11 protein-coding genes, 1 tRNA gene and 1 pseudogene are annotated in these 19,272 nt (G+C 62.6%); 4 read left to right on the top strand and 9 right to left on the bottom strand.

Translation table 11 applies throughout. The features are described 5' to 3' along the window. Window positions 1–19: 19 nt before the first annotated feature. Window positions 20–1,918 carry an ATP-dependent zinc metalloprotease FtsH gene (gene ftsH, locus IG627_RS15610; RefSeq protein ID WP_193193320.1) on the bottom strand — a complete coding sequence of 633 codons (1,899 nt, stop codon included), beginning with the start codon at window positions 1,916–1,918 and terminating at the stop codon, window positions 20–22. Between the two features lie 360 nt (window positions 1,919–2,278). On the opposite strand from ftsH, the gene IG627_RS15605 reads away from it, so the two are divergent. From IG627_RS15605 to IG627_RS15595, 3 genes are all read left to right on the top strand, one after another. Next, window positions 2,279–2,355, top strand: a tRNA-Arg gene (locus tag IG627_RS15605). Between the two features lie 305 nt (window positions 2,356–2,660). Then, a complete protein-coding gene (locus IG627_RS15600; protein ID WP_193193319.1) occupies window positions 2,661–3,263 on the top strand; it encodes a hypothetical protein in 603 nt (200 codons plus the stop codon). Window positions 3,264–3,305: 42 nt separating this feature from the next. Next, a complete protein-coding gene (locus IG627_RS15595; RefSeq protein WP_193193318.1) occupies window positions 3,306–4,160 on the top strand; it encodes a M90 family metallopeptidase in 855 nt (284 codons plus the stop codon). Between the two features lie 49 nt (window positions 4,161–4,209). Here IG627_RS15595 and IG627_RS20910 read toward each other — a convergent pair. The 8 genes and pseudogenes from IG627_RS20910 to IG627_RS15560 form a co-directional block, all read right to left on the bottom strand. Further along, window positions 4,210–4,719 (bottom strand): annotated as a pseudogene (locus IG627_RS20910) (nucleotidyltransferase family protein); the annotation flags it as partial. A 52-nt stretch (window positions 4,720–4,771) separates the two neighbouring features. Beyond that, entirely contained in the window at window positions 4,772–5,995 is a 1,224-nt protein-coding gene (locus IG627_RS15590) for a c-type cytochrome (RefSeq protein WP_193193317.1), read from the bottom strand. Beyond that, window positions 5,996–6,541 carry a (2Fe-2S)-binding protein gene (locus IG627_RS15585; RefSeq protein ID WP_193193316.1) on the bottom strand — a complete coding sequence of 182 codons (546 nt, stop codon included), beginning with the start codon at window positions 6,539–6,541 and terminating at the stop codon, window positions 5,996–5,998. An 11-nt stretch (window positions 6,542–6,552) separates the two neighbouring features. Next, the gene (locus IG627_RS15580) at window positions 6,553–9,366 is read right to left on the bottom strand and encodes a xanthine dehydrogenase family protein molybdopterin-binding subunit (protein WP_193193315.1); all 2,814 of its coding nucleotides are present in this window, start codon (window positions 9,364–9,366) and stop codon (window positions 6,553–6,555) included. 81 nt (window positions 9,367–9,447) lie between these two features. Further along, window positions 9,448–13,476, bottom strand: a complete 4,029-nt coding sequence (locus IG627_RS15575; RefSeq protein ID WP_193193314.1) for a translocation/assembly module TamB domain-containing protein — start codon at window positions 13,474–13,476, stop codon at window positions 9,448–9,450. Further along, window positions 13,476–15,278, bottom strand: a complete 1,803-nt coding sequence (locus IG627_RS15570; RefSeq protein ID WP_193193313.1) for an autotransporter assembly complex protein TamA — start codon at window positions 15,276–15,278, stop codon at window positions 13,476–13,478. The genes IG627_RS15575 and IG627_RS15570 overlap by 1 nt, the downstream gene beginning before the upstream one ends. 103 nt (window positions 15,279–15,381) lie before the next feature. Next, window positions 15,382–15,756: a hypothetical protein gene (locus tag IG627_RS15565; RefSeq protein ID WP_193193312.1), complete on the bottom strand. Its 375-nt coding sequence runs from the start codon at window positions 15,754–15,756 to the stop codon at window positions 15,382–15,384. Between the two features lie 366 nt (window positions 15,757–16,122). Beyond that, a complete protein-coding gene (locus IG627_RS15560) occupies window positions 16,123–18,096 on the bottom strand; it encodes an acetoacetate--CoA ligase (protein ID WP_193193311.1) in 1,974 nt (657 codons plus the stop codon). Between the two features lie 277 nt (window positions 18,097–18,373). Between IG627_RS15560 and IG627_RS15555 the strand changes: the two genes are divergently transcribed. Beyond that, window positions 18,374–19,252 (top strand): LysR family transcriptional regulator, encoded by an 879-nt coding sequence (locus IG627_RS15555; protein ID WP_193193310.1) that lies wholly within the window; start codon window positions 18,374–18,376, stop codon window positions 19,250–19,252. Window positions 19,253–19,272: the final 20 nt, after the last annotated feature.

Below are 19,272 nucleotides of genomic sequence, written 5' to 3'. Positions count from 1 at the left end.
CCTACCCTCTTCGTTGTTGTTATGCGTGGACAATTGCCTGTATCTCGTCCGCCTCCAGCGTCTCCTTCTCCAGCAGTGCCCTGGCCAGCGCATCCAGCTTGTCGCGGTGCTGCTCCAGCAGCGCGCGGACTTCCTTTTCGATACCGCACACCAACTGGACTATCTCTTCGTCGATGATTTCCGCCGTGTGCTCGCTGAAGTCTTTCTGCTGCGCCATCTCGCGGCCGAGAAAGATATGTTCCTCGCCGCGACGGAAGGCCACCGGGCCCAGCTTTTCGCTCATACCCCACTGGCTCACCATATGTCGCGCCAGGCGGGTGGCCTGCTTCAGGTCCTCCTCAGCACCGGAGCTGACCTCCTTGAACACCACCTGCTCGGAGACACGCCCGCCGAGCATCACGCCGATGCGATCGCGCAGGTAACTGGCACGCAGGCTGTGGTGCTCCTCTTCCGGAATCTGTTCGGTGGCACCGAGACTGCGCCCGCGAGGGATGATCGTCGCCTTGTCGAGTGGATCGGCGTGGGGCAGCAGGCTGGCGGCCAGCGCGTGACCGGCCTCGTGGTAGGCGATGATCTCCTTGTCCTCATCGCCGATCACCATTTCCCGCTCGCTGCCCAGCACCACCTTGTCACGCGCCTGCATCATGCACGCCATATCCACCGCCTCCATATCCTCGCGCCCGGCGAGCAGTGCCGCCTCGTTGATCAGGTTTTCCAGGTCGGCACCGGCAAAGCCCACCGTCAGTGCCGACAGCCGCTCGAAATCGACGTCGTCGGCCAATGGCACCTCGCGTGAGTGTATCTGCAGTATCGCCTTGCGCGCTTTCTTGTCGGGCAGGTCCAGGGTGATCTTGCGGTCGAAACGGCCGGGGCGCAGCAGTGCGGCATCGAGCACGTCGGGGCGGTTGGTGGCGGCGACGACAACCACCGCCTCGTGGGGATCGAAACCGTCCATCTCACCGAGTATCTGGTTCAGCGTCTGTTCGCGTTCGTCGTGACCGCCACCGAGGCCGGTGCCGCGGGCGCGCCCCACCGAGTCGATTTCGTCGATAAAGATGATCGACGGCGCCTCCTTCTTGGCACTGGCAAACATGTCCCGCACCCGCGAGGCGCCGACGCCGACAAACATCTCGATAAACTCTGAGCCACTTATGCTGAAGAAAGGCACATCGCTCTCACCGGCCAGGGCCTTGGCCAACAGCGTCTTGCCGGTGCCGGGCGGTCCCATCAGTAGTATGCCCTTGGGTATCTTCGCGCCCAGCCGGCGGTAGTGCTCGGGGTCTTTCAGGTATCCGGCGATTTCCTGCAGGTCGCGTTTGGCGTTGGCCAGCCCGGCCACATCCTCGAAGGTCACGTTCGACTCGCCGCGTTCGAAACGCTTGGCCCTGGAGCTGCCGAAGCCAAAAGCGCCGCCACCGCCAACGCCGCCACCCATTCGCTCCTGCATCCTGCGCCCGGCCCAGATAAACAGGCCGATAATCAGTATCCAGGGCAATATGCCGATCAGCACCCGTGTCAACAGATCCGTCCGCTCCGACTCGGCCCGGATCTCTACCTGCTGTTCCTCCAACAGCGGCATCAACTCCGGGTCCTCCACCGGCGGCAGTATGGCGACAAAGCGGTTGGCGCGGGGATCGCCGGACGGTATCTGCCCCTGCTCGCTTTCATAGGTACCGGAGATACGATCGCCGTGCAGGGTCACACTGGCGACCTGGCCGGTGCGGACCTTTTCCTTGAATTCGGTATAGGAGAGCGTCTGCTTCTGCTCCTCCTGCAGGAAATTGGACCAGTACTGGGCGATCAGGAACACAAAGAAGATCCAGATCAGGTACTGGCCCCAGGGCAGCGACGGCTGGGATGGCGGCCGCCGCTGCGGCGGCTCCTGCGGTCTCCGGTCTTGGTCCTGCTCGTCTGCCATAGGTGTTCACTGTCATTGGCGGGCGCCGGCCCCCTGGGCCCCGGGATCGAGCGAAACCCGCCCCTCTCCCAAGTCGCGGGCCAACTGGGACCAGTATAGTTTCCCGGCCCACTGTCCCCGCCAAATGCCCGCCGGCTCGATCGATCCGGCGGGTAGCGGCCGGGGAAAAGAAATCTGCCAAAAAGGGCTTGCAAAGCGCCGCCCACCGCGGCAGAATGCGCGCCCTATCGAGCTGCAACGGCGACCAACGGGTGCCAAGCAAGTTCGGTAACTTGCGGATTTTTAAGGTTTTTTTCTTAGAAAGACTGAAAAAAAGAGTTGACTCCGCCAAGCCAACTCACTATAGTTCGCAACCACAACGCGCTCGTAGCTCAGCTGGATAGAGTACCTGGCTACGAACCAGGCGGTCGGAGGTTCGAATCCTCCCGAGCGCGCCATACGAGAAGGGCCCGATCCGAAAGGATCGGGCCTTTTTTGTTTGGCGTGCTCGGGCGGTGGACGAACCTCCTCATGTTCGATCAATGCGCGCCGGCGCGATGAGACCGAGCGTAGCGAGCCCGCAGGGTCAGAAACGCCAAAGCGTTTTGGAGTCCTTCCTCACCCCACCAGCATCCGGAACCAACCTCCCCGTCACTACTCCAAAGAAACAGACCCCTCTTGCAACGGAAAGCAGCGCTCCACCGTGTCGCACGCCATTGAGCTTTTTCAGCAACCACCGTTAGATACACTCCAATCCCGGCGCGTGATCCTCGCTCTGCTGATCGCCGTTGCGCTGCACGCTATGCTGCTGACACTGCCCCTTTCACCGGATCGCAACCCGCCACCCTACAGCGCGCCTATCCGTATCACCATCGTACAACCGCCGGTACCCGAGTCTGCGCCGGCGCCGACAGAGGCGGTCGGCCCGCCAGGGGAGCCAGCATTACCTACAAAATCGGAATCTCCTGTCGGGGCAGTGAACCCCGCCGATACGGCGCTCTCCCTCGAAAAGCAAACCGTTTCCACGGCCCCTGCAGAGGAAGTCTCCGGGACAATCGACCAGCCTTTGCAAACGATAGCGCCGGATCCCGGCGCCAAATCCCGCTCCACAGTATTCGATCCGCGCCTCGCCGAAAAACTCGCTCGCGAGCGCAAGAGGGTGCAGAAGTTCGACTCGCGCGACACCGAGCACATGACCAGCACAGGCACCTTTGTTCAACAGGGAGACCGCTGTTGGGAAGTCAAAAAACTGCTGCCCGACGATATCGACAGCAATCTCACCCAGGATTTCAATGTCAAGTGCACCAAGCGGCGACGCCCCGGAGATGATATTGACAGGCTCGCGCGCAAGTACGGAATTCCCTAGAATCCCGAATAGATTCAGTCGAACGGACGCCCCATAAAAACCATGACCACTTTCCTCGCGATCATACTGCTGGCAATACTGCTGTGGCTGATCCCCCACTACTACCAGAGCTGGCGCCGCCACTACCTGCGCTCCAGGCCACTGACCGGCGAACAGCAACAGCTGATTGCAGAAATCCTGCCCCTCTACCGCCACCTGCGCGGGCAACAGCAAAAAGAGCTGCTGGCCAATATCGCGCTCTTCCTCCACGAAAAGGAATTCGTCGGCTGCGAGGACCTGCAGGTCACCGAGAGAATGCGCACGGCGGTAGCTGCCCACGCCTGTCTGTTGCTGCTCGGCCGCGAGAACCGCTGCTACCCGAATCTCTATACGGTGCTTCTCTACCCGGAAACCTATGTCGCCACCGAAACCCACCGCGATGGCTATATCGAAACGGTCGGCCACAGCGCGCGTGAGGGCGAGGCCCACTACCGCGGCCCGGTGGTTTTGTCCTGGGGGGATCTCGCCGAGGATTTACAGCACCCGGAACAGGGCCGCAATGTGGCGCTGCACGAGTTTGCGCACAAGATCGACGAGGAGGATGGCTATTACGATGGACGCCCCCTGTTCGACGCGGCCGAAAAGGGGAAAAACTGGGCCCAGGTGCTGGGGGCGGAATTCGAGCGCTTACAGCGCCGCGCCCACGAAGGTGAACAGGAAGCACCGGCAGTACTGGATCTCTATGGCGCCGAGTCACCGGCAGAGTTTTTCGCCGTGGCCACAGAGAGCTTTTTTGTTATCCCCACTGCGATGCGGACCGCGCACCCCCGGCTCTACCGGGAGCTGCAAAATTTCTACCGGCTGGATCCGGCTGCACTGCTGAGTGGAAATCCTGCGGCCGGTCAATATCCAGGATGACTCCGGAATCCTCCACGGCCAGCTCGCGTACTGAGCTCCGGTGCGCGCGCAGGATTTTCTCTGCACCGCGGCTACCGCGCAGTTTCTGCAGCTCGGCAAAATATTTTTTCCCGAATACCACCGGGTGACCGCGCTGCCCCTCAAAGACGGGCACGCAGATACTGTTGGGCCGGGCGGCAAACATCAGGCGCCGCAGGGTGTCGGGTTCGACAAAGGGCATATCCGCCAGGCAGATGGCCACCGAGTCGGGCCTGCAACCGCGGCCCAGCAGCGCCTTCACACCCGCGGCAATACTCACCCCCATACCCACCGGCCAGACCGGTGCCTGCAGCAGGCTGTCCGGGTTTTCGAACACCATACCGGCCAGCATCGGCGCAACCAGCGGGTCCCTGGCACGCACCACCAGTTGCAGGTCGACTTTGGACATACCGGCCATTGCCATCTGCAGCCTGCGCAGGCTGGCCAGCAGCATGGGCTCCCCATCGATGCTGGCCAGGCGTTTGTCGCTGCCAAAACGGCGCGAATAGCCGGCGGCGAGTAGTATCGCGGCGTATTGCATACCTTCGTCCCTGACGGTCATAAAAATTTCAAGGCTGTTTTCGCGGCCCGACTTATTGCGCGGCTTCCAGGTAGCCGTGCTCCTGCAACTGGTGGCGGATCTCCGCCACTTCCTGCACCTTTACCTCATCCTTGGAGCCACCCCAGGCAGTGCGCATAAAGTTCACCAGGGCGGCCACGCGCGCATCGTCCAGCTCCCGGTGAAACCCCTGCATGCCGGCGCGGGCATTATTGCGATCCATACGCTGCGCCGGCAGGCCGCGCAGAATCACCGCGATGGTGTTGTATGGGCTCTGGCCGCGGATACCGGCATTGCCGTCCATCGGCGGCGCAAAGTCGAGCACTATGCCGCGTCCCTCGCGGCCGTGACAGCCGGCACAGTAGGCGACAAAATCCGCACGTCCCTGGGCGTAGCGCTCGGCGGCCAGCTCGGGCTGGCCCTCGACACGCGAGGTTTCGTCACTGCCGTCGAGCAAATAGGTGATGATTGCATTGATATCGTCGCCGGAAAGATGGCTGAGGCTGTGCTCCACGACCCGGAACATTTCCCCGAAGGCGGTGCCGCGATCGCTGGCGCCGGTGGTGAACAACTGTCGCAGATGCTCCCTGTCCCAACCCTGTCGCAGCAGCGCCCGGGGCCTGATGTCCACCGCATCCCAACCCTCGAGCAGGTTGCCGGCGAAATGCCGGTCCCTGCGCATCGCCTGGGCGAAATTGCGCGGTGTGTGGCACTCGCCGCAATGGCCCAGTGCGTTGACCAGGTAGTTGCCGCGCTGCCACTCGGGGCTCTTGCCCTGCGGCTGCGCCAGTGGTTCCCGGTCAAAGAAGATCCAGTTCCAGAAGGTCAGGCCGAAGCGCAGGTTGGCGGGAAACATCAATTGGTTTCTTGGCGCCGTGTACTCCACCGGCGGCAACTGCATGAAATAGTCGTAGAGCGCCTCTATGTCCTCCTCACTGACCAGGTAGTAGGAGGTGTAGGGCATGGCCGGGTAGAGATTGCCGTGAACTCCCTTGCCGCGATGCATGGACGCCCTGAAATCTGCCAGGGTGTAGTTGCCGATGCCGGTTTTCTCGTCCGGGGTGATATTGGTAGAGTAGAGAGTACCGAAGGGTGTGTGAAAGGGCCGGCCGCCGATAAATGGACGCCCGTTGACCGCCGTGTGGCAGGCGACACAGTCGGCGGCGGCGGCCAGGTAACGGCCTTTTTCATAGGATGTCTGTGCGGCTACTGTCTGGCCGAGCAGCAGCGCGGCCAGGGCGACGATGATCCTGTGCATCTACTCCGCCTCCTTTACCAGCCCGGGCGTCGATTCGATCACCTCCCGGACCGCGCGGAAATAACGCACATAGCCGGTGCAGCGGCAGATATGCTCACCCAGCGCCTCGTCGATGGTGTCCTCCACCCTGTCCGCTGCCACCGGCTCGCGCCTGAGGCGGTCGAGCAACACGGTGGCGGCGTTGACGAAACCGGCGGTGCACCAGCCACACTGGAAGGAAAAGTTGCGTAAAAAGGCCTGCTGGATCGGCGACAGGGCCACGATTTCGCCCTCGGCATTGTGCTCCGCCAACCCTTCGACGGTGGTGACTTTCTTACCGTCAAAGCGCCCCACATTGTTGATACAGCTGCGCACTGATTCCAGCGAACCGTCCGCCCCTTCAACGATGACGCTACAGGCCCGACAGACACCGATTCCGCAACCCAGCTTGGTGCCGGTCAGATTCAGGTATTCCTGCAGGAAGTCGAGCATGGAGGTGTACTCGTCCAACTCCACAGGCCCCACCTGTTCGCCATTGACTACCATCGTTACGGGAATCCTGGCCATTCAGCATCTCCTCACAGAACCTGGGGATTGAGCGCACGGCGCAGTTTTTCCGGCGTGATCGGCGTCTCGTTGAATCGCTTGCCGGTGGCCTGGTAGATGGCCTCTGCCAGGGCCGCGACAATCGGGATCATCACCACCTCGGCAATGCCCTTGTGGGGATCTTTATCCGTTTCCGGCGGCAGCATTTCGTGCTGCTGGTTCCATACCGGCACATGTTTCGCCAGCGGCACCTGATAGCGGTTCAGGTTCCAGCTGCCGTTGCCGGCACCCTCGCCCAGCGGTGGCAGGAATTCGTAGAGAGCGTGGCCAATCCCCATGGCCACACCGCCCTCTATCTGCCCCTCCACCAGCTGGCGCACTATGGGGCGGCCGCAATCCATATAGTTCTGCAGGCCGTGAATGGTGACTTCGCCGGTACCGGGATTCACTGCCACTTCCACCAGCGCCGCGGTGGGCGCGTAGTAGGTGACCATGGCGTTGTTCAACGCCGTTCTCGGATAGCGCACGGCCTTGCGCTTCACCACCTGGTATTCCTCGGCGCGGACCCTGTCGGCGCTGCCGCCGCGACGCAGCGCCAGGCCATCGATGACCCAGGTCTGGCGCTCGCCTCCCAGATCGAATTCCGCTTCCGTCCACTCCCAGCGATTGAAACCATGCACCATCACGCCGGTGACATCGCCGTTGCGGTGGGCTTCCGCCGCCAGTCGTGCCAGCGACAGCAGCGGCAGTCCCTCCAGTTGGAGCTCGCCGTCCTGCCACTGCAACTGCGCCGGATCAATGTTGTCCCGCTGCCACAGGCGCCTGGCCGCCGGCAGCAGCCCCTGTTGAAAGAGTATCTGCGCTGCCTGCAGTGTGACGTGGCTCTGGAAATAGGCGGACATGGAAGCGGCGCTGGCCATGCCTATCACCGGGGTCCACAGGGGATTGGTGGACATCTGGTCCTGGTGTTCCTGGCTCATGGTGTAGGGGCTTTCGGTCTGGAACTGCTGCAGGCCGCGCCACGCATCTACGACCCCCACTTCGCAGTGCTCCGCTGCGCGACCCAGAACGCTTTCCAGCAGCAGGGACTGGGAAGTCCCTATTCCGGTGCCCATCTCCATAAATTCCACCGCGAGCGACAACCTGCCTTCGGGATCGAACTGCACCGCGGAACTGGGGGCAGCGGCGCCGGTGCCGTAATCCTTGGTCGCTATAGCGTAACCGGTGCCGAACAGGTAGCCGGGATTCTTGCTCTCGAAAATCTTCTTGCGCTCCGCGCGCTCCTGCCAGATGGGGTGCTGGCGGGCGCGCTCGAGCATTTCCCGGTAGCGCACACCGACCATGGGCACGGCGCCCTGGGTGTTGCGCCAGCCGGTCTCGAAGGCGTTGCGCAGGCGCAGCTCAATGGGATCCATCCCGAGTTCCTCGGCGGCCTGGTTCACCATCATCTCCATCGCGGTCATCGTCTGCAGGGTGCCGAAGCCGCGCATGGAACCCGAATCCACATTCATCGACTGGTTGGCGACGGATATGATGTCGTTGCGCGGCAGGTAATAGACTCCCTGTATCGCGCTGGCGCCCACCATGGCAATGGCGGGACTGAAGTTCTGGCGGCCGCCGCCGTCCACCTGCATTTCCGCTACCAGCGCCTGGAATTTACCACTCTTACGATCCACCGCCAGGGTGTTTTGCATACGGAAAGGGTGGCGCTTGAGGCCGGCCTGGAACTGTTCGAAGCGGTTGTTGGCGAGGCGCACCGGGGCCGTCCCGAAAAGCGCCGCTACCAGCCCATAGTAGGGAAAGATGGAGTGATCCTTGCCGCCGAAGCCGCCGCCAACAACAGCGGAGTGCACCACGATATTTTTTATATCGGCGGCGAAATCGCTCTCGGCGACCATGTGCGCAGCCATTTCCTGGAAATCCTGCGGCGACTGGGAGGTGAGTACCAGGTGCAGGGTACTGCGGGCGCTGTCGAGCCAGCCATTGGCGGCCTCCGGTTCCATCATCATCGGGTCGATGATCTGGGTTTCGTACTGGCCACGCACCAGGTGCCAGTTGCCGGCCGCAGACTCCCGCTCCACCTGATTGCGAATCTGTCCCGCGTAGTAGATACCCCGCTCGCTGACATCGCCGGCCTGGTTCGCGACCGTCGGCCACTCGGCTTTGCGATCGCGATACTGGGGAAAAAAGAGACCGTCCTGCAGCGGCGAATAGAGGTCCTCCCCGGTCGGCCCGCCCTTGCCTTCGACGCGGATAATTCGCCAGCTGGCATAGGGATCCCGCTCTACCGGCGGTGTCTCCTCACCGTAGCGAATGATGCGCTCGTTGAACTGCAGCGCCTGCTTGGCAATGGCGTACTTCTCGAAATCGTCGAACAGCAGCATGGCCACCACGTGGCCGTAATAGTAGGGCGACTGCCCCTCGGGCAGCAGCATCGCCTCGCCGTAGAAGGGCGGCAGCTTCAGTTTTCTGTCTACCAGGCTCTGGGCGGTGATGCGCGCATAGGGCTGGGAATCCGCGGGCACCTGGGTCCAGTCGATGCCGGTAAAGCGCCGCTCCACCCGATTGCAGCGCAATGCCAGCGCATAGTGCTGCTGTTGCGGCCAGTCAGACATGTCCCTGGCGCGGTAGTCGCGCCCGAAAATTTTCTGGCCGGTAACCTTGGCGATACCATCGCTGCGAAAGGCTGGGTCGGGCCCGTCACCGCGCCAATTGAGTTTACCAGTGGAAGAGCCCGCCTGTCGGGCGCGGCCAAGCTGCCACAGTGACGGTGCGGCGAAGAGGGTAATGCCGGCGACAGTGCAGAGCTTGATGAAGTTGCGGCGATCCTGGCGGAATCCTTCCATGGTGTTTCCGGTTTATTGAATTTGCAGCCGCTGAGTCGCGCGCGGCACAATACACCGTAAACGCGCGATTCGGCCCTGAAATTAATAGTCCCTCTTCCACTGTAACTCCACACTACCGGCGCCGCTTTCCCCCTCGTCGGCGGATTGGATCTCCAGGTTCAGGTTGCGGCGCAGCTCTATCTGCATTTCCGCCTGCCAGGGATTGAGCGGATCCGTACTGCGCTGCAACTCGATATAGATGCGGTTGGTGATGTACTTGCCCAGGCTGAGGGCGTACTGGTCGCCTTCGTCCCCCTCCTCCTGTTCGATATCCAGTGTATCCACCCCCAACAGCTCTCGCGTCCTGGCCACCGGGTCGAATACCGAGCCACCGCTCTGCAGGCTGCGCACCACGCTGACCAGGCGCACCGCCTGCAGTGGCGATATATCCGACAGGGATTTGCCGAACAGCAGCTGGGCGAAAATCTCGTCCTGGGCGGCGGCGGGGCTGGAGCTGAAGGTGACATCCAGGTCATCGTCGGTTCCATTGAGGCTGCCGGATATTTCCGCGGTAATCTCGCCGTCGCTGTGTTCGTAGAGGCCCTTCACGTAGATGGCCGCCTCGTTGTTCTCGAACTGAACCTGCCCCTCCTGCAACTCAAACTTCTTGCCCAGCAGGTCAAAGCTGCCGCGCACGATGCGCAGCTCGCCGGAAGTATTGGGCCTGGCGGCGGTGCCGCCGATATGCACCTCTCCGCGCAACTGGGAGTCCAGGCCCAGGCCGCGCACATAGGACTGCTTGTCCAGTATCACCTCGATATCCAGGTCCATCTTCTGCAGCAACGGCGGCGCCCTCTCCACCTCCGGGCCATCCACCTCCACCTCAACCACTTCGATTTCCGGCACGCTGCTGCCGATCAGCTGTTCTATCTGCACCGCCAGCGGACGCAGGGTCAGTCGGCCGGTCAGTTGCGCATCCTCGGTGGTCCCCGTCAGCGCAATACTGCCGGAGATGGCGCCGCGCACCGCCGGGGTGCTGAGCAGGTGCGCCTTGTCCGCGCGCAGTTCGAAGTTCATCGATGGCGGCGCTGACGCGGCAAAGCGGACAGCACCGCCGAGCGTGATGCTGCCTTTCTCCCCATCCTCGGCCCGCGCCCTTTCGATGCGCCACTCCGTCGGAGTCAGGCGGGCGAGAAAGTCGATGCGGCGCAGGCGCGTGTTGCTCGGCCTGTGCTCGTAATCACCATTGGTCAATTCGATGCGCCCATTCAGTGCCGGGCGTTCCAGGGTGCCATCCGCATCGATGGAAAAATTCAGCTGGCCGCGCATGGCGTGGATTTCCGGATCGACAAACTCCGCCACCACCGACAGGTCGGCACTGCCGCGACTGTCCAGTTTCAGTGGCAGAGGCGGCATCTTCTCGCCCTCGGCGCGCTCGGCAAACAGCTGCTCCAGTATCGGCGCCACCGCCAGGGTGGCACCGGCATCTATGGCCTGGCGCCCGCCGTGGCGGGCCGCCAGGGAAATATGCAGATCCCTGTCCCGCGTCTGCCAGTCGAGTACCAGGCTGAGCGGCTCTATCTGCACCCGCTCGCGGGAGAGCCCCGGAGCCTCGCTGGTGACCTTCAGCTCGCCGCGCAGCTGTGGCCGCTGCGGGCTGCCCGCGGCGCTGATGCTGAGAGTGACCTGACCGCGCTCGGCGATATCCGCCGGCAGGCCGGCGTCCAGGTCCGCCAGCATGGCATTGCCGCGTATTTCCAGATCGAGTTGCTGTGGATTGAGGCTGCCATGGGCCGACAGCCGGTTGCGCTCCGCCCAAACCAGTTCCACCCCGTCCAGATCCACGCGACCGCTGCCGTAGCGCACATCGCCCTGCAGCTGCCAGGGTTCGCTGCGGAAATTGCCCAGGGCCAGCAGGTTTGCGCTGGCCTGTGGGTCGGTGAAGGGACCGGAGAATTCGCCGTCGATGCTGATTTCCCCCTCCAGGGTCGCCGGCAGCCGCACACCCGCGAGCTCAGCCAGCGACAAGGGGATATTGCGCCCGGCGACCGCGCCCCGGGCACGCCCCGCCTTGGGCTCTATCTCGCCGTCGACTTCCAGCCAGGCGACACCCTTGCGCCCCAGGCGTCGGGCCTCCTTGGCGAGCGCCGTCACGCGGCTGTGGTTCTGCAGCGGCTGTGACTCGCCGTCGACAGCTCGCTTCTGCGGAATCAGCGACTGGGGCCCGCGCAGCTGGCGCAGATCGAATTTCCCGAGACCGTTACCGTTGGACAGCTCCAGGCGCAGCCGGTCCAGCACTATCTTGTCCATATTGCCGGCGGCGCCGCCGCGCAGCGTGTAGCGGTACTCCCGGTAGCGGCCGTCGGACTCCAGGTGCAGATCCAGCTGCGGATTGGCCCAGGGACCACTGACACCCACGGCGGCTTCCAGGTCCACCGCGACGCCCTCGGCAGCGGCAAGCCCCAGTTCCCGCGCCGGGCGAAAGTCCCGGGCGTCCACTTCCAGCTGCAGCTGCAGGGATTCCTTCCCGACAGCCACAGTGCCGCCGCCGCTGATATTCAGGCTGTCGCTCTGCAGGCGAAACTCGGAAATATTCAATTCTTCCAGATCCCCTTCGATTTCGGCGAAGAGGCGACTGTCCAGCTGTCGGTAGACGGGATTTGCCTCCAGCGTCGCGCTCAGGACCGGATTCTTCCAGTCCCCCTCAGCGGCGACCCGCAGCTTCTCCACCGAACCCTGCAGGTCCGGCGGTATCTCCACCGCCTCGGTGCCCGGCAGTGCCGCGAGCAGGCCGCGGATATCGTCGACAGACAGCTTCTGTATTTCGCCGCGCAGGTCCAGAGATTCAGCGCCGATATCCACACTCCCCTCGGCCTCCAGGCGCGCTTCCGCGTAGTCGAGGCTCGCGGACTCTATCCGGATCACCTTTTCATCGGTCTGCACACGCCCCTGCAGCCGCAGCGGCTGCGCGCGCCCTGTGCGGTTAAAGCGAAAGTTGGAATTCAGGTCGAGGATGCCGGACACCGACGGCAGGGAAAGAGGGCCGCGGACACCCAGGTCGGCATTCAGCCAGCCGCCAACCAGGAAATCCTGCCAGGGCTGGGAGATGGCGAGCGGCAGGCGATTGAATTTTATCTCGGCATCGACGCCGTCGGCGCCGACGCTGCCGGAAACACGGTGGTGGCTGTCATCCACCTGCAGCTGCAGACCCTCACTGGTCACCTTCCACGGCGACAGTGCCACCTCCGCGCCCCCGGACAGCGCGAACTGGTGTTTTACCAGCGGCAGGGAAAACTGTTCGATATGGACCAACAACCGGTCTTCCGCTGTCCGGCGCAGGGAGATAGTCCCGCGAGCATCCAGCGCCTGGTCCTCCGGCAGCTGCAGATAGCTGCCGGCAAAACCGCCCGGCTTTTCGGCGGCCGAAAACCTGAGTTGATAGCGGTCGTTTTCCAACTCGCTGCCGCTGAGCGCCAAATGCAGATCGGCACCATTCAGCTCGCGTATATCCAGCGCCAGCTGCGCGGGCTCTCCCTCCCACAGATAGCGCCCGTCCGCGGTAATCGCGGTAACCGGCAGCCCGGGAAATCTCCTGTCGATAATCTGCAGGCGATCCAGCTGCAGGGAACCGAGGCGCATGGCCGGCAGCGACAAAGGCTCGGCGGATGCCTCCGCCTCCTCTTTTTCTGCCGGACCCCGGTTTTCAAGGAACTGGTTGAGGACATCGATATCGAGTAGCAGCTCCGCCGCATTGACGGTATCGATATCGACCCGTTTACGCAGCAGTCCGCCGAGATCCACATCCAGCGCCAGGTCGCGCGCCTGTGCCAGGGTATCTGCGCCATAGTCGATTTTCAGACGGGAAAAATACCAGGCACCCAGGCGCTCGCTGCCGATCTCCTCCACCTGGATCGCCAGGTCCGGCACAAATTTCTGTGCCGAATAAACGGCTGCCCGCGTCAATGTCACCCGCCCCTGCTCGGTGCCGAGCAGATAGAGCAGCGCCAGCAGCACGACAAAGAAAAGGCTGAACAACAGCGAGCCGCGCCCACTCAGCGACTGCCACAGGCTCTTCGCCACAACCCCCAGGGCGCGGACATAACCTGCGGCGAGAGCGGCGAGCGCTTTCATCAAAAGGCCTGCCCCAGACTGACATAGATCTGGTAATCGTCGTCTATCCCCTCGCGCTGGTCGAGGGGGAAGGCAACATCCAGGCGCAGGGGCGCAAAGGAGGTGAAATAGCGCACGCCTATTCCGGCGCCCCAGAAGAGATCCGAGAAGTCGGGTTGGGGATCGGCATAGGCATTGCCGCCATCCACAAACAGTACGCCACCCCAGGTGTCGCTGAAGCGAAAGCGCCCCTCGATGGAGATTTCGCTGAGCCCGCGACCACCGATGGAATCGGACAGCCGCGGCGGGTCACCCGGGGTTCTCGGGGCAATCAGCACCCGGGGCCCCAACTCCTGGTAACCGTAGCCGCGCACCGAGCCGCCGCCGCCCGCGTAAAAGCGCTCGTCCGCCGGGATGTCGAAATTGGACGCGCCGGAAATGGCGCCGGCCTTGATACGCAGTGCCAGTGTCGGTTCGTAGCGCATCTCCGTGCCGGTTTTGTAGCCGGTCAGCACCAGGGTATTCTTGGTAAAGGAGGAGCCGGAACTCGAGAGGTCGAAATAGGGTTTTACCTCCATTGCCACAGTGGCACCGCGGCGCGCGTCCAGGGGGTTGTCCGTAGTGTCCCATTTCAGGCCCAGGGGAAACGACAGCAGGCGGTAATTCTCATTCCTGCTGGTGCCCGGTTGCTCCTGCACCTTCTCATCCACCTGGCTGAACTTGAGCTCGGTGCCGACGCTGGCGGTGCGGTGTTTGCTCAGCTTGCGCGCAACCGTGGCGCCGAGTGTCAGTGATTCCGCGGTGTAGGTATCGCGATCCTCATTGGACAGCTCCACGCTGGCCGAAAAATTCTGTTTGTCGTGCAGGAAGCGCGGTATCAGCAGTTTGCCCTCCAGGGATTGCTGCACCGGGTTTACCTTGCTCTCGATCTCGATTTTTTCACCGCGGTGAAACACATTGCGGTGCTCCCAGCCGGCGGAGACACCGGCCCCCTCATCGGAGGTATAACCCACCCCCAGCTTCACCGTGCGGTGGCCGCGCTCCTGCAGCAGGAAGGTGATATCGACCAGGTCCCCATAGGGGTCGGACACCTCGCTATTGGCACTGGCAATCAGGTTGGTGCGCAGCAGGCGTAGACGCGCCGCGTCTATCTTGTTGCGACTGAAGCAGTCGCCTGTGGCTATCTGCAGTTTTCCACGCAGGAAATCCTCCTCGACGGAGGTGAGCCCCTCAATGCGTACTTCACCGACCCTGACTTCCGGACTCGGCGCCACACGGTATTCCAGCCGCGCCGCGGCTTCACTGTGAATCACCTTGGCCTCGTAGCTGACATCGATATCCAGCAGGCAGGCGTTGTCGCTCAGGTACTTCTCGATCACCTTGACGCCCTCGAGCACCTTGCTCGCCACCAGCGGATCGCCCACTTGCAACGGCAGGCCGCTGAAACCGCGGCGCAGCCGCCCCGGCATATCGATGGTGATGCTCTTGATGAGGTATTGGGGGCCGGGATTGACTCGGTAGAGTATCTCCCCATCGGTCACTGACAGACGCACACTGGCATCGTAATAACCGCGACTGCGCAGCAGCTTTTCCAGGGTACCGCGCTCATAGCGGGCCACATCGCGCGGATCATCGTAGCTCTTCAGGGCACTGCTGCCCTTGCGCAGTTTCTCCATCTCTTCGCGCAGTGAGTCCTGCAGCTCGCGGTCGTCCTGTACCCGCAGCTTGAACTTCGGCAGCTGGTCAAAAAATGGAATGGCCCGCACCTGCTGCAACGGTGACAGCAGTATTGCAGCGAGCAGGATACCGATAAAAATTCGCAAAGGACTTATCCGTGTCAGCGACTGAAACTCCGATCCCTGTTTCTGGAATAAGTTTCTGGCTTAAGTTTCCGGTTACTGGTTCGGCGCTCCGCTTTTATCCAGCTCAGGGCCCCGCAGCGGACTGGTCCTGTAGCGGATTGCAGTCGCGGATAATCACCCGTCCCTCGAGCAGGTTGCCCTTGGAGTACTCGGAGAAGATGCATTGATTGGTCTGCGGATCGTAATTCTCGATCCAGAGGTTGTCCTCCTTCCAGGTGGCACCCATATGCCGTTGCCCTTCCGGTACGGAGATGCGCATAACGCCGCCAAATCGCTTCACGAATACCTGTTCATAGTGGAAGTAGTAGGCAAACCAGCCGATCAGGAAAATGATGCCGGCGACTATGGCCCCCATCTTCAGGCTTCCGAGGCGGCTGCCGGCAAACAGGGATAAAACGACCAGGGCGATCACCGCCGCCCAGTAGAGATAAGTGACCATGAATACTCTTCCGTGAAGATTATTAACGCTTGTGACGGGAAAGGGTAGCGCAGTTTGGCGGTTAACTGAATGGCGTTTGGATGATCGGAGAGTCGGGAAAGACGGTTGCACGAATTGTAGGGGCGAATCTTGTGTTCGCCCCTACCCGATACTGTATTGGCGCCTCGCAGGCCGTTTGGTAGCGGCCCTGCTGCCGGTGGCTTCTTGCGGGACACGCCGCGCATACTTCCCTGTAGGCTCTAATCGGCATCCCTGCCTCATAAGGTCCCGCAAGAAGCCACCGGCATCAGGACCTTCGCATCGACTCTGTGCCTGACCTCCCTCTTTTGGGCGAACACAAGATCCGTCCCAAGGGGTCCATCAAAATCAGTCCCCCGCCAGCTCCGGCAGGTTCTCGTACAGCTCCAGCGCCTCCGGATTGGCCAGCGCCTCCTGGTTTTTCACCGGTTTGCCGTGCACCACATTGCGCACCGCCAGCTCGACGATCTTGCCGCTGATGGTGCGCGGGATGTCCGCCACCTGGATCACCTTGGCCGGCACGTGGCGCGGGGTGGTGTTGGCGCGGATGGTGCTGCGGATTTTCTGGATCAGATCCTCATTGAGCTCTACACTCTCGCGCAGCACCACGAACAACACCACGCGCACATCGTCGCGCCACTCCTGGCCGATGCAGATGCTGTCCAGCACCTCTTCCACCTTCTCCACCTGGCGGTAGATCTCGGCGGTACCGATACGCACGCCGCCGGGATTCAACACCGCGTCGGAACGCCCGTAGATGATCACGCCGCCGTGTTCGGTGATCTCCGCGTAGTCGCCGTGCGCCCAGACGCCGGGCCAGTTCTCGAAGTAGGCGCCGCGGTACCTGGAGCCATCCTCGTCATTCCAGAATCCGATCGGCATACAGGGGAAAGAACTGGCGCAGACCAGCTCGCCCTTCTCGCCGATCACCGCCTGGCCACCGTCATTCCAGACTTCAACCGCCATACCCAGGCCGCGACACTGCAGCTCGCCCGCGTAGACCGGCAGTGTCGGATTGCCGAGCGCAAAACAGGAGACTATGTCGGTGCCGCCGGAAATGGAGGACAGGCAGACATCCTCCTTGATATCCCGGTAGACGTAGCGGAATCCCTCGTGCGCCAGGGGCGAGCCGGTGGACAACACGGCGCGCAGTTTCTCCAGCCTGTGGCTTTCGCGCGGCTTGCGCCCGGACTTCTCCAGCGCGGCAATATATTTGGCGCTGGTGCCGAAGACACTGATATTTTCCTCGTCTGCCATATCCCACAGGCTCTCCGCCGCCGGGTAGAAGGGCGAGCCGTCAAACAGCACCAGGGTGGCGCCACAGGCGAGACCGCTCACCAGCCAGTTCCACATCATCCAGCCGCAGGTGGTGAAGTAAAAGAGCGCATCGTCGCGCTTCAGGTCACAGTGGAGGCGGTGTTCCTTCAGGTGCTGCAGCAGTGTGCCGCCGACGCCGTGCACTATGCACTTGGGCACGCCGGTGGTACCGGAGGAGTACATGATATAGAGGGGGTGGTTGAACGCCGTCTGTACGAAGGTGAGTGCCCGCTCCGGCGCGGTGTCCACGAATTCGTCCAAAACCACCGCCTTGTCCAGGGACTCCACCTCCGCTTTGCATTCCTCAGCGGAGCGCGCCACCGGTACCACCACCAGCTTTTCGATGGATTCGATGCGCCCGACGATTTCCCGCAGGCGCGGCAGAGAATCGATGGTCTTGCCGTTGTAGAAGTAGCCCTCGCAGGCGAAGAGCACCTTGGGCTCCACCTGGCCAAAACGGTCCAGCACGCCGTTGATACCGAAATCCGGCGAACAGGAGGTCCAGATGGCGCCGATACTGGTGGTGGCGAGCATGGCGACAACAGTGTCGATGATATTGGGCATGAAGCCGGCGACCCGGTCCCCCTGCTCCACGCCCTGCGCCACCAGCGCCGCCGCCAGGCGCTCCACCGCTGTATAGAGTTCGGCATAGCTCAGCTGGCGGCGTCTGCCGTTTTCCAGACGCTCCACCAGCGCCACCCTGTCGTCCCGGTAGCGCAGCAGGTTCTCGGCAAAATTGAGCCGCGCCTCCGGGAACCACTCGGCACCGGGCATGGTGTCCCTGCCCAACTCCCTGTCGCCGCGCTCGCTGGCGATCACCTCGGTGAACTCCCACAGGTCGCTCCAGAACTGCTCGCGCCGGTCCACCGACCACTGGTGCAGTGCGGCGTAATCCGCCAGCGCCAGGCCGTGGCGCTCATTGACCCAGCGACGAAACTGGTCCATCTGGGTGGCGTATATGGCTTCCGGGGAGGGTTGCCACAGGGGCTGGGCGTTGTTTGTCATCTCGGCTGACCTTGGTTCCGTAGTTATTCTCAATAGTTGACCATTATTCGCACACGTGCGATTCGGGCAATCATGCCTTGGTCTGACAGTTAAAACTATTTTAAACTTTCTTATATTTATTAAATTTTAGTTAATCATTGTAACCGCGTCTGTAGGAGCGGCCCATGGCCGCGATCGATGTCTGGAGTCCGCTGATAGTCCGATCGCGGCCATCCAAAGCCCTCGCCCGCAAGCGGGAGAGGGGAGCAAGAGGGGGCCCTAATCACTGGAGAGTCGCTTGAGCGCCACCATCAAACAACTTCGTGCCTTCACCACAGTGGCCCGCACCCGCAGCCTGGCCGAGGCCAGCGCACAGCTGCATATCTCCCAGCCGGCGCTGTCGGTGGCGATACGCAACCTGGAGAGCGCCGCCGGCGGCCCATTGTTCAGCCGCGACAGTCGCCAGCTGGCACTGACCCCCGAGGGGCGCGAGTTCCTGGCCCGCGCGGAGCAGTTGCTGCACAGCTGGGACCAGTCCCTGGACGCGATACAGCAGCGCTTCCGCCTGCAGCGCGGCCAGCTGTCCCTGGCAGTGATCCCCGCCTTCGCCCTGAACCGGCTGCCGGCACTGCTGGCGCAGTTCCACAGGGCGCACCCGGATATCAATATCGCACTGGAGGATATCGTGATGGAGCGGGTCATACAGGCGGTGCAGGATGGGCGCGCGGAGCTGGGTATCAGTTTTCGCCCAGATGACCTGGGCGGGCTCGAATTCCTCCCCTTCGAGCGCGACCGCTTTGTCGCCCTGCTACCTCCGGGACACCCGCTGGTGGAGAAAAAATCCCTGCGCTGGAATGACCTGGCGGCGGCGCCATTCATCGCCATGAACCGCGGCTCCGCCGTGCGTCGCTGGACCGACGGCGCCTTTTCCCACTGCGGCAAGCCGGTGCGGCTGCTGTGCGAAGCCAACCAGTTGAGTACCATCGGCCAGCTGGTCAGGGCCGGCCTGGGGGTCAGCGCTGTGCCCAGCCTGTGCGAGACGCAGATGCGGGAATACGGTCTGGTTTGCCTGCCGCTGTCGGCGCCGGTGATCGGGCAGGAAGTGGGGGCGCTGGTGAAGAGCCGCGGCTCGATTTCTGCGCCGGCCAGGACATTTCTGGAACTGCTGGTTGAATGATTGGGACGAACACCAGGTCC

It is taken from the genome of Microbulbifer taiwanensis, assembly GCF_014904815.1.
Lineage (GTDB): Bacteria > Pseudomonadota > Gammaproteobacteria > Pseudomonadales > Cellvibrionaceae > Microbulbifer > Microbulbifer taiwanensis.
This window is presented reverse-complemented; position numbering and strand designations above follow the sequence as displayed.